Genomic DNA, 11295 nt, shown 5'->3' on the forward strand with positions numbered 1-11295 from the left:
ACAAGGTAATCAGATGTCTTTTGCAGTAGTAATACCCGCCCGCTACGGGTCCACTCGCTTGCCCGGTAAACCCCTGCTGGACATTGCCGGTAAACCGATGGTCCAGCGTGTCTGGGAGCAGGCCCGCGCCAGTGGCGCAGCGCAAGTGATTGTGGCTACCGACGACGCCCGCATTGAGGCTGTAGCCCGTGAGTTTGGCGCCGACGTCTGCATGACTGAGCCGACGCACCCCTCCGGAACCGATCGCCTGCAGGAAGTGGCCTCGCAGTGCGGGTGGGACGATGAGCGTATCGTGGTCAATGTGCAGGGCGATGAGCCGCTGATACCGCCGGCCCTGATCGAGCAGGTAGCGACCAATCTCGAGATGAATACGGCGGCCTCCATTGCCACCCTCAGCGAGCCGGTGACGGAACTGGCGGAGTTGACCAATCCCAACGCGGTCAAAGTGGTGACTGACTGTCGGGGTATGGCACTGTATTTCAGTCGTGCCTCCATCCCCTGGCCGCGGGAAGCGTTCAGTGCTGATAAAACCGTAATGCCTGAAGGACAGTGGTTCCGCCATATTGGTATCTACGCGTATCGGGTGGGTTTTCTGCGCCGTTATGTCACCTGGCCGCCTGCCCATCTGGAGGTGTGTGAGCAGCTGGAGCAACTGCGAGCCCTGTATAACGGAGAGCGCATTCACGTCGCGCCGGCCAGCGTACCCGTGCCGGCGGGCGTAGACACGGCTGAGGACCTGGAATTGGTGCGCGCCAGGCTGGAGAAACTGCCATGAGTAATGCCGCGCCAGTGCGTGTGTTGTTTGTCTGCCTGGGCAATATTTGTCGTTCGCCCACGGCACATGGCGTATTTGAGTCCCTGGTGCGAGAGCGGGGCTTGCAGGAGCAGATACAGGTCGACTCCTGCGGCACCGGTGACTGGCACATCGGCCATGCACCCGACCGACGCGCCAGCGAGGAGGCGGCCCGGCGAGGCTATGACCTCAGTCACCTGCGCGCCCGCCAGGTTCAGCAGCGTGATTTCCGTGACTTTGACTATATCCTGGCCATGGACAAGCAAAACCTCGCTGACCTGCGTGGTCTTTGTGACGGCGAGCACCGCGGTCACCTTGGGTTGTTTCTGGCCTTCGACCCGCAGTCGTTGGTCGACGAGGTTCCTGACCCATACTACGGCGGTGATGAAGGCTTCACCCGGGTGCTGGACATGGTCGAGGCCGCCAGCGAGGGTTTGCTGCGGGAGATATGCGGTGCAGATTCGAAGGGCTGAATCGCTTAAACCCTTTAACACGCTGTCTCTGCAGGCAAGTGCCGCAGCGCTGGTGAGGGTGAGCAACGACCAGGAACTGGCGCAGGCCATGGACTGGTCGCGGTCCCAGGGGTTGCCGGTATTACCCCTGGGGGAGGGGAGCAATGTCGTGCTCGCGGGTGACCTGGATGCGTTGGTGGTGCGACAGTGCAATGAGGACCTGAAAGTAGTGGCCGAGGAAAACGACCGGGTCACCCTGAGAATCTCTGCCGGACATGACTGGCACCGCCTGGTAATGCGAACGCTGGAAGCCGGATTCTACGGACTGGAAAACCTGGCCCTGATACCGGGTACTGTCGGCGCCGCGCCGATTCAGAATATCGGCGCTTACGGTGTTGAGTTTGAACGCTTCGTGGTCGCGGTGCAGGGCCTCGAAATGCGCACTGGCGAGCATTTGATGCTAACCGCGGCTGAATGTGCATTCGCCTATCGTGACAGCGTTTTCAAGGGTGAACTTCGAGACAGGGTCATTATTACTGCGGTGGATATACAGCTCTCACGTCGGCCCCAGAGTGATCTCGATTACCCTGCCTTGCGGGACGAGCTGGCGCGCCGGCGCGTTGCTAATCCGCAACCGGAGGATGTGTTTGCCGCGGTTGTCGACCTGCGCAAACGGCGTCTGCCCGACCCGGATAAAGAGCCCAACGCCGGCAGCTTCTTCAAGAACCCGGTGATCAGTGCGGAGCGGGCCCAGGCAATGCGTACACGCTGGCCAGGCCTGCCGTGTTTCGCGCAGGCTGGCGGCAGGGTGAAAATTCCGGCGGCCTGGCTGATTGAGCAGGCCGGCTGGAAGGGGCGACGCGTCGGTGGCGTAGGGGTGCACCCAGGCCATGCCCTGGTACTGGTCAATCACGGCAGCGACTCCGGTAAGGAACTGCTGGCGCTGGCCGCTTCGATCAGGGAGTCTGTGTCCCGTCAGTTCGAGGTGACGCTGGAGATGGAACCCCGGGTTTACGGTTTGCAAGCGTGAGCGCTTTCGACCACAAGGCGTTTATCAAGACGCTCACCACCCGCCCCGGTGTTTACCAGATGTACGACGAGTCGGGCAAACTGCTCTATGTGGGCAAGGCGAAGAACCTTAAAAACCGTGTCGGCAGTTATTTCCGTGCCAGTGGGCTCACTGACAAAACCATGGCGCTGGTGGGGCGAATACGTGATATCCAGGTGACCGTAACCACCACAGAAGTGGACGCGTTGTTGCTGGAACACAACCTCATCAAGCGCAACCAGCCGCCCTACAATATCCTGTTGAAGGATGACAAATCTTTCCCCTATATCCATGTATCGGCCGACAAGTTTCCGCGCATATCGATGCACCGTGGAGCGCAGAAGGCCAAAGGGCGATATTACGGCCCTTACCCCAGTGCCGGTGCGGTGCGCGAATCGCTGCATTTTTTGCAGAAAGTGTTCAAGGTCCGCCAGTGTGAGAACAGTTACTTTCGCAACCGGACGCGTCCCTGCCTGCAGCACCAGATCGATCGATGCACCGCGCCCTGCGTAGATCTGGTCAGCGAGCAGGAGTACGCGCGGCAGGTGGACGATACGGGTTTGTTCCTGCGCGGCAAGTCCCAGGAGTTGATGGTGCGTCTGGCTGACGACATGGAAAAGGCAGCCGCCGAGCTGGAGTATGAAACAGCGGCGGTGTTTCGCGACCAACTCAGCCAGCTACAGCACGTGCAGGCCAGCCAGGGCATTGAGGGGGTCACCGGGGACCTGGATATTCTTGCCGCCGCCGTTGAAGGAGGTCGCGCCTGTGTGCAGGTGCTTTTCGTGCGGGGCGCCAGGGTGCTGGGCAGTAAAACCTACTATCCGCCGCTGAAGCTCGATGAGTCGCCCGGGGACGTGCTGGCCGCGTTCATGCCCCAGTATTATCTCAACAGCACCCGCGCTATTCCCGGCGAGATTATTGTGAACGAGGAACCTGGGGGTATTGAGGTGCTGTGCGAGGTGTTGCAGAACGAGGCTGGGCGGCGCGTGAAGGTGCGCAGTCGGGTGCGTGATGCACGTGCCCGCTGGTTGCGCCTGGCAGTGCAAACTGCCGAAACCAATTTACAATCACACCTGGCGGGCAAGCAGACCACACTGGCGAGGTTGCAGGCGCTGCAGGAGCTGCTCTCGCTGGCGGAAATGCCCGAGCGTATGGAGTGCTTCGACATCAGCCACAGTTCCGGTGAGGCGACGGTGGCCTCCTGCGTGGTCTTCGACCAGAACGGCCCGCGCAAGTCCGATTACCGCAAGTTCAATATCGAGGGGGTGACGGGTGGCGATGACTATGCGGCCATGCAGCAGGCCCTGGAACGCCGCTACAAGCGCATCAGCTCGGGTGAGGGCGCGCAACCAGATGTTCTATTCATTGATGGTGGCAAGGGGCAGGTTACCCAGGCCATGGAAGTGCTGGCGGCGCAACAGATCAGTGATGTCGTGGTGATTGGCGTCGCCAAGGGCGTGACGCGTAAGGCGGGCTTTGAAACGCTTGTCGACGGCGCAACGGGCAGGGAGCGGCAGCTGCCTGGAGACAGCCCCGCGTTGCACCTTATCCAGCAGATTCGTGACGAGGCCCACCGTTTCGCTATCAGCGGGCACCGGGCAAGGCGAGACAAGGCCCGCAAGCGATCAGCGCTGGAGGATATTCCCGGCGTTGGTGCCAGGCGCCGGCGGGAACTGTTACGCCACTTTGGCAGCGCCCGGGGTGTGGCCAATGCCAGTGTCGAAGAGTTGAAGAAAATTTCGGGGATTAGTGCCACAATGGCGGCTCAGATTTACGATCACCTCCACAGTGCAGGTGAGTAAGGTTAGAGGTAACAGGGGCTTTGCAGATCAACATTCCCAACGCGCTGACTATACTGCGTATAGGTCTTATTCCGGTACTCGTGGTGGTCTTCTACGTGCCGTTCCACAATCACCTGCTAGTCGCCGCGGCGATTTTTGCCGGGGCCGCCGTCACCGACTGGTTCGACGGTTACCTGGCTCGCCGGCTGGGCCAGACCACGGCTTTTGGCGCCTTTCTGGATCCGGTTGCCGACAAACTCATGGTCTCGGTTGCCCTGGTGCTGCTGGTGGAGCGGCATGACACCCAGCTCTTTACCCTGGCCGCCTGCGTGATTATTGGCCGGGAAATCGTGGTGTCAGCCCTGCGTGAATGGATGGCGGAACTCGGGGAGCGCACGTCAGTAGCGGTTTCCTATGTGGGTAAGGTAAAGACCGCCTTTCAGATGGTGGCGATCACTGCTTTACTGGCGATTGATCCAAACACCAATGAGGGCTGGCTGCTGGCGCTCAGCTATGTGGTGCTATACGTGGCTGCCGTGCTGACGCTCTGGTCCATGTTTATCTACCTGAAAGCCGCATGGGGAATCATAAAAGAACGTGATAATTCTTTTTAATTCAGTTGCTTGCGAGAATATTTTCAAATTGCAGTTGACAGCGCGCGCCGGGTGCATAAAATAGGCGCCTCTCGAACGCGGACTGCCCTGCAGGACGCGACTTGAAGCGGGAATAGCTCAGTTGGTAGAGCGCAACCTTGCCAAGGTTGAGGTCGCCGGTTCGAACCCGGTTTCCCGCTCCAATCCCTCCTTCCATGCCCTGCATTGAAGGAAACGAAGTCTGAAGTAGCCATTAAAAAGCGGCTGATTTTGCTCTTCACTAAGGCTCGGTGGCAGAGTGGTTATGCAGCGGATTGCAAATCCGTCAACGCCGGTTCGATTCCGACCCGAGCCTCCATTTCCCAGTTTTTCCAATAAACCGCATCTCTTGCGCGGTTTCATCGGTATTAGTACTTTACGTGACCTGGTTACTGCCCGGCGCTGGTCAACGCCTGCCGAATGCGTCACCATTCGCCACTGGCTTTGCAACCACGGGATGTAGACCTGTCATCATGACTATCACTAGCAGCGGCCCCTGGCCACGCCGCGAGATCGACCAGTTCCTGAGCAGTAGCCGTATTCCCATCCGCCTTGGGTGTATTGGCGGAGACGGCTTTCCGCGTGTGGTGTCGGTTTGGTTTCGCTATGCTGAGGGCGCCTTCTACTGCGCTTCGCACAAGGACTCCTCGCTGGTGCGCATGCTGCGTGATTGCGACCGTGTAGGGTTTGAGGTGGCGACCAATGATCCGCCTTACCATGGTGTGCGAGGCCAGGGCGTAGCCGAAGTCTCGGAGGAGGGTGGCGCCGAGACGCTGCGCCAGTTGATTGACAACTACCTGGGGCAGACAAATGAACCACTTGCGCAGTGGCTGTTGTCCCGCAGTGACGAGGAAGTGTTGATTCGTATCGAAGTGGTTCGCTTCTTCAGCTGGGACTATCGCCAGCGAATGCAGAGCATAGCCTGAAATCAGCGCTGCTCCATCGACCATGACGACTACAGTTTGCGCTGTAATCGCGCTAGACTTCGTCAGGTGTTTCCCGGTCGTCATGACGACTGTTTGCAAGAGGAGTTTTTCATGGCGCCAGCGGGCAAAACGATCGGTGCGGCCCTGGCCGCGGTCATGTTTGCGTTCAGCGCCTGGATGTTTCAGCAGACGGGAGACTGGGTGGCGGCGGTATTCGCTGCAGGTAGCCTTGGCTATGGACTGTTCTTTATCTCCCAGGGGAGTTCAAAATGAGTACGTTGATGCGTCTGCCCGTCTTTCTCTTTGCGCTCCTCCTGCTCAGCGCCTGTGCGTCACTGCAGCCTGAAATCGACCCTCCCAAAGTTTCCCTGGAGAGCTTCAACGCACTGCCCTCTGAAGGGGGGGCGCCACGCTTTGAGATTAAACTGCGCATAGCCAATCCCAACAAGCAGGCTTTTGACATTGCGGGCATCAGTTACAGTGTTGAGCTACAGGGTCAGGAATTGATCAGTGGCGTCACCAATGAGGTGCCCGTGCTTGAGGCTTATTCAGAAGAGGTTGTTACCCTTGAGGCGGGATTACAGCTATTTCAACTGTTGCGGTTGCTGACCGGCCTGGGGATGCAGCCCACCGATACCCTTGAGTACCGGTTCATGGGTAAGATTGATTTTAAAGGGTTTGTGCCGACACAGCGTGTCGAAGAGACCGGCACGATCAACCTCAAGTAAGCCTAGCCCAGTAGTGTCTGTGCAAATATAGCCAGGATAATCAGCGGACACACCAGCCTTACGTACCAGGGCCATATTTTCCAGAATAGCCCCTGTTCCACATCAGGGTTGCCTTTGCGCAACTCCTGCAGCAGTGTATTGCGATTGAATATCCAGCCGGCGTAGATGCAAAACATAAAGCCCAGCAGTGGTTGGCTGTAGCGCGTGGTAAAGGCAATGACCAGCCCAAACAATTCTGCGAAGTTGAGCAGGATTACGGTGCTGGTCGCAGCGATAATGCCACCAATAACCCAGACTGCCTTTTTCCTGCTCACACCATGTTCCTCGATGGTGTAGGCCACCGGTACTTCAAGCATTGATATGGAGGAAGTGAGCGCCGCGATGCTCATCAGGAAGAAGAAGGTAAAGCTGACCACAACACCGGCTATGCCCATGGTGCTGAACAGTTCGGGAAGTACAGTAAAAATAAGTGTATCTTCCGAGATGAGAGTGCCTGTCTCGGTGAATATCTGTACACCGTTATGATGCGCAACGTACATGGCTGGCAGTACCAGGAAGCCAGCCAGCACCGCGATAGAAATATCCACCAGTGTCACCATGCCGCCCAGTAGGGGAAGGTTTTCCCGGTCTGAGATATATGAACCATAAATCAGCATGGTGCCCACACCCAGCGACAGGGAAAAGAATGCGGCGCCCAGTGCAGCGATAATCAGCTTGGGTGATAACGCCCGCTCGAAGTCCGGCAGCAGATAGACCTTCAGACCATCGCTGGCGCCATCCAGTGTCAGTACATACCCCACCAGCGCCACCAGCGTAATCAGCATGGCTGGCATCAGGCGCTCCGACCAACGCTCGATTCCTGCACGCACGCCCTCGGATATAATGCTTATAGTCAGGACCATAAACAGCAGCATAAAGCTTACGTTGCGAGCGAACCCGAATGAAGTCAGCCACTGGGCGAGACTCTCCATCCCGACCAGGCTGGCCAGTGCCGCGAGGCAGAAAGCGATCATCCAGCCGGCAACAATGGCGTAGAAACTGAGAATAAGGCTGGCCACAATCAGGCCAACGACACCGGTGGTTACGCCCAGTCTGCGCAGCAAACCCGCAGGCGAGATCAGGCGTAGGGCGTTTACCGCATTGGCATGGGCATGACGCCCCAGAATCAACTCGGCCATTAGTGCGGGATAGGCGAGCGAAAACGCCAGGGCGAGATAAACCAGCAGGAATGCCGCCCCACCATTGCTGGCAGCCTGGGTTGGAAAGCCCCAGATGTTGCCTAGTCCAACCGCTGAGCCTGCTGCGGCCATTACGAAACCGAAGCGTGAAGTAAATTCACCCCGAGGAGATGCCATGTGTTGCCTTGTCCTGTTTTTATTGCCGGCGATTGTATCATGCGCCAACTGTGATGATAGTTACTGGGCTGTTTTACAAGGTTGAGACGCTTTCGATCGTTTCTTGACTCCAAAAATCTTGCCCGCGATTCTCGGGACCAGTGTCAGTACCTCCGCATAGGCGTCGAAGGCGGCAGCAACGGGAGACAAGGTTACGCTGGGATCGCTGAAGGAGCCTTTAAGGCGAATTGATGAAGGCACCTGCAGTGAACGGGATTTGGAGCGAGGGGTGAACCTGATGTCCATTTTCTGTTTGCCCAGGTTCAACATAGCATCACCCGTGGCGACCATTTTTGATGTTTCTATATACAGGCTGTCGCTGGTGGCGATGCCATCATTCAACACGAAACTGGCCATGGTGCAGTCCACGTGTGTTGATTTTTCCAGCGCCGCACCTGAGTAAAACCAGGCGAGGAGGTCGGTGGCCAGCACATCGTAAGCAGCCCCTTCGATTTCTGCGTTCTCCAGGGCCAGGGCGACGTTGCCGTCCAGATCATCAAGCAATGCTTCTGCGGATGCACCCTGGGAGCTGATGCCACCGCGAAGGTAAGCTGTACCCGATACATCGAAGTCTATGCCCAGGTCCCGGGTCAGGGTGCTTAGTGGCAAAGCGCTGATCTCTCCGGCGAGGCTTACAAAGGGTGGTTTGCTGTTCAGGTCTATAATACCGCGGACTTCGGTTATGGACTCATCGTAGGCAACGGTAAAACGGCGCAGGGTGTAGCGCTGTTGCTCGCCAGTGTAATGCACGTCGAAACTCTTGATCCTGGTGTTCTCACCGCTGATTCCGGTCAAATCAATCTCGATGTCGGTCTTGTAGCGCGGTGCGCGTTGCAGCGCGACTTCCAGGCGCTGCATCGGCTTGAGTTGGATTTTTTCTGACGGGTTGTATTGTGCAGACGAGGACTGTTTCGCCTGTAACCCCAGGTCGTCCAGATGCACCATTGGGCTGGCCAGGCGTGCGGTCAATTTTTCGATCGCGTCGCGTGTATGTTGCAGCTGGCCATCGAGAGTCAGTTCCGTATCGCCCACTCTGCCTCGACTGCTGAAATCGGTGCTGCCTTCACTTGAACGCAGCGCCACTTCGCCGTTCACCGGGTTCATACGCAGTCCGCCCAGTGCTTCCAGCAGATCCGGGTCCCTTAGACTGAAGGTGGTCGTCAGGTTGAGCGCAGGCACAGCCATTAGATTGCCGATTCGCCCACGGCTTTCGAGCAGAAGGGGGCCATCCTGGTCAGCTGTGCCCAGCGTGAGTGAGTCCAGTGCCCAGCCATCACTATCCTGCTGCAGCTGGAAACCGCCCTCAAGGGTGCCGAGCTGGCCAGCATAGTTAAAATCGTTAAGCATTGTCATCAGCAGGCTGTGCACTTCTATGCCGGAAAAGCGACTGTGTAACTGCGTGCCTTGCAAGGTTGTGATGTCTGCTATGGTGCCTGTCATGCTTAGCTGGCTATCAGCTCTTTTCAGCTCAAGCTGAATATCCTCCAGAGCGATGCGCTGCTCGTATTGAGAAAGTGTGCCGTGGCCTTCAACAGCCCCCAGAACCGGGACCGGGAATGTGACGAACTGGGACAGGGCGCTGGTGTCACTGATCTCTATGAATACGTCAGATTTCACGTCACTGACCAACGGGCTTTTTGATGGCTCCAGTAGGCCGGCTTTAGGGGTTGCGGTCACGGTGATGTCGCTGGATATGGCTTGTAATTTTCCGCCACTGACGGCCAGGCTGTCGCCGCTCCCCTGGAGTTGTAGCTTACCGGAAACCTCGAAGCCACCGGGCACTTCAATATCCAGATAGGGTGACAGAAAAGTCGAATCGGGCGAGTCGATTGAAAGATCCAGTTTTGCCTGCTTTATCGCGGCCAGACCCAGTTCCTCTGTAAGCCCCGTTGACTGCGCGCTGCCTTCTATTCGCAGCAGAACCTGCTTTCTGGAACCTGCCTCAATGATAAGGTCCCCAAGCGCAACGGCACCCATTTGCCCGCTCAGTACTCCGCTCGCCTGAAAGGGGCCTGCTTCATGTGGCAGCGGGCCGGTCCAGTGGGATAGCGCGGACAATTGTGGGCCATGGAGATCCACCTCAACGCGATTGTGCTGTGCATCTTGTTCAAGTCGTCCCATTAATTTGACGACCAAACCGTCAGCGTTCTCGCTGACCAACAGGAACTTCTCCACCACCGGCTGCGCCAGCGAGCCGGTGATCCTGGCGCTTCCCTGCGCTCTTCCCAGCGGACGCAAGTCCAGCGGTAGCCTGGTCAGCAGCGGATTGGTGGTATCGATCTCGCCTGCAGCAACAAGATTCAGGATACTCTTGCCGTGTCCCAGGTACTGCAAATTGCCGGCTGCCTCAATTCCATAGTCAGGCATGTTGTCGAGTACGAACTCAGCATTCGAGAGAGTGAACCCACGGGTGTCACCGCGCATCTGGGCGGTGACTTTTAGCGTTCCCTCAAGGTCCCGTCTGGCGTTCATGCCTTTCAGGAAAAGGCCAATTTCTGTGTAGTCGGCATCGAGGTCCAGGTCATAGTCGAAGTCTTCGCTGGTACCGCGTAGCTCACCGTTGAGCACCACCCGGCTATTGCTGTCCTGAGCCGTGGCCGTGGCGTGCATGGCCAGGCTACTGAACATCCTTTCATCGCGCCCTGCCGATAGTTCGACCTGTATTGCCAGTGGTTCACCCTCATACTGCGCACTGGCAGTCAGCAGAAACGCGCTGCCGGGCTGACGATGTCCAACCAGTTCTTTTAGTCGGATAATCGCCACATTCCGGGTCGCGCGAACAACGTGTAGTTGACCGATGTCCAGCGTCTTTGGCAGCCAGGAAAGATACTGCAGCCACTCCATGGGTGCCGGCTCTGCTGAGCTACCCCGGTCTGATGTATAGATAACGACCTGCCCGGCATACAAACTGCTTTGCCTCAGATTGGCAGCGTACAAGTCCGCAGGGTTGAGCTCGCTGGAAAAATCGAGAACGCTGAGCAGAGGTGGGGCATCGTCCGCCTGCGGGTAGAGGTGAATCTCGGCTGCGGAGGCAAAACCCTGTAATGGCCTCAGCTTCGGTTTACGCAGTACCAGCCGAAAATCGGTGAAACTGTCCACCGCCCAGTGCGCGAGGAAAAGCAGTGCCCGCTCTGAGCGCATTGCGAATAGAGGCAAAGCCAGGATGGACGCGATCAGCAGAAGGACGATAAGGAGTTTGCGCATACAACAGGCGCCTGCCGGAATTCTTCAGGAAAGTTTATCATGCCCGGGTTGGCGTCGGCTTTACCCGTGGGGGGCAGCTTATGCTATGATCTCGCCCGCTGAAAAGCGCTGCCTACGCTCGCTTTTGTACGCCCGGATGGTGGAATTGGTAGACACAGGAGACTTAAAATCTCCCGATCGCAAGATTGTGCGGGTTCAAGTCCCGCTCCGGGCACCAGTAACCAGCAAGCTAACCTGGTGACAGCGGCCATATCAATAGACCGGTGGCGTACCTCCTGCGGGCTCTTCCCCATTAAGGGGGGATGCACCGACATTCACTAAACCCGGTTAATGATAC

At 57.6% G+C, this 11295-nt stretch carries 10 protein-coding genes and 3 tRNA genes; 11 read left to right on the forward strand and 2 right to left on the reverse strand.

The genetic code is table 11. The features are described from left to right. The first annotated feature begins 13 nt into the window (after positions 1-13). From kdsB to C0039_RS08330, 10 genes are all read left to right on the forward strand, one after another. Positions 14-775, forward strand: coding sequence for a 3-deoxy-manno-octulosonate cytidylyltransferase (gene kdsB / locus C0039_RS08290; RefSeq protein WP_076001044.1), 762 nt, complete (start codon positions 14-16; stop codon positions 773-775). After that, positions 772-1266 (forward strand): low molecular weight protein-tyrosine-phosphatase, encoded by a 495-nt coding sequence (locus C0039_RS08295; RefSeq protein ID WP_076001045.1) that lies wholly within the window; start codon positions 772-774, stop codon positions 1264-1266. Before kdsB ends, C0039_RS08295 begins: the two co-directional genes overlap by 4 nt. Continuing rightward, on the forward strand, positions 1247-2275 hold the full coding sequence (gene murB / locus C0039_RS08300) for a UDP-N-acetylmuramate dehydrogenase (protein WP_243391579.1): 1029 nt from the start codon (positions 1247-1249) through the stop codon (positions 2273-2275). The genes C0039_RS08295 and murB overlap by 20 nt, the downstream gene beginning before the upstream one ends. Continuing rightward, positions 2272-4095: an excinuclease ABC subunit UvrC gene (uvrC, locus tag C0039_RS08305; protein ID WP_076001047.1), complete on the forward strand. Its 1824-nt coding sequence runs from the start codon at positions 2272-2274 to the stop codon at positions 4093-4095. Before murB ends, uvrC begins: the two co-directional genes overlap by 4 nt. A gap of 26 nt (positions 4096-4121) precedes the next feature. Continuing rightward, the gene (pgsA, locus tag C0039_RS08310; RefSeq protein ID WP_076002378.1) at positions 4122-4688 is read left to right on the forward strand and encodes a CDP-diacylglycerol--glycerol-3-phosphate 3-phosphatidyltransferase; all 567 of its coding nucleotides are present in this window, start codon (positions 4122-4124) and stop codon (positions 4686-4688) included. 106 nt (positions 4689-4794) lie between these two features. Beyond that, positions 4795-4870, forward strand: a tRNA-Gly gene (locus tag C0039_RS08315). 81 nt (positions 4871-4951) lie between these two features. Then, positions 4952-5025: transfer RNA gene (locus C0039_RS08320), tRNA-Cys, on the forward strand. Positions 5026-5179: 154 nt separating this feature from the next. Next, on the forward strand, positions 5180-5632 hold the full coding sequence (locus C0039_RS08325; protein WP_076001048.1) for a pyridoxamine 5'-phosphate oxidase family protein: 453 nt from the start codon (positions 5180-5182) through the stop codon (positions 5630-5632). Between the two features lie 111 nt (positions 5633-5743). Next, positions 5744-5905, forward strand: coding sequence for a hypothetical protein (locus tag C0039_RS21050; protein ID WP_165787069.1), 162 nt, complete (start codon positions 5744-5746; stop codon positions 5903-5905). After that, a complete protein-coding gene (locus C0039_RS08330) occupies positions 5902-6360 on the forward strand; it encodes an LEA/WHy family protein (protein ID WP_076001049.1) in 459 nt (152 codons plus the stop codon). The genes C0039_RS21050 and C0039_RS08330 overlap by 4 nt, the downstream gene beginning before the upstream one ends. 2 nt (positions 6361-6362) lie before the next feature. Here the strand turns inward: C0039_RS08330 and C0039_RS08335 are convergent, their stop codons facing one another. Both C0039_RS08335 and C0039_RS08340 read right to left on the reverse strand, forming a co-directional pair. Beyond that, positions 6363-7715: a sodium-dependent transporter gene (locus tag C0039_RS08335; protein WP_076001050.1), complete on the reverse strand. Its 1353-nt coding sequence runs from the start codon at positions 7713-7715 to the stop codon at positions 6363-6365. A gap of 60 nt (positions 7716-7775) precedes the next feature. Then, positions 7776-10958, reverse strand: a complete 3183-nt coding sequence (locus tag C0039_RS08340) for an AsmA family protein (protein WP_101517815.1) — start codon at positions 10956-10958, stop codon at positions 7776-7778. A 130-nt stretch (positions 10959-11088) separates the two neighbouring features. Between C0039_RS08340 and C0039_RS08345 the strand changes: the two genes are divergently transcribed. Further along, positions 11089-11175: transfer RNA gene (locus C0039_RS08345), tRNA-Leu, on the forward strand. Positions 11176-11295 lie beyond the last annotated feature (120 nt).

Source organism: Pseudohalioglobus lutimaris (assembly GCF_002866825.1).
Lineage (GTDB): Bacteria > Pseudomonadota > Gammaproteobacteria > Pseudomonadales > Halieaceae > Halioglobus > Halioglobus lutimaris.

What these genes read in the sequence shown, in the direction of transcription:
- kdsB (WP_076001044.1), top strand. Translation starts at nt 14, where the DNA reads ATGTCTTTTGCAGTAGTAATACCCGCCCGCTACGGGTCCACTCGCTTG.
- C0039_RS08295 (WP_076001045.1), top strand. Translation starts at nt 772, where the DNA reads ATGAGTAATGCCGCGCCAGTGCGTGTGTTGTTTGTCTGCCTGGGCAAT.
- C0039_RS08325 (WP_076001048.1), top strand. Translation starts at nt 5,180, where the DNA reads ATGACTATCACTAGCAGCGGCCCCTGGCCACGCCGCGAGATCGACCAG.
- C0039_RS21050 (WP_165787069.1), top strand. Translation starts at nt 5,744, where the DNA reads ATGGCGCCAGCGGGCAAAACGATCGGTGCGGCCCTGGCCGCGGTCATG.
- C0039_RS08330 (WP_076001049.1), top strand. Translation starts at nt 5,902, where the DNA reads ATGAGTACGTTGATGCGTCTGCCCGTCTTTCTCTTTGCGCTCCTCCTG.
- C0039_RS08335 (WP_076001050.1), bottom strand. Translation starts at nt 7,715, where the DNA reads ATGGCATCTCCTCGGGGTGAATTTACTTCACGCTTCGGTTTCGTAATG.
- C0039_RS08340 (WP_101517815.1), bottom strand. Translation starts at nt 10,958, where the DNA reads ATGCGCAAACTCCTTATCGTCCTTCTGCTGATCGCGTCCATCCTGGCT.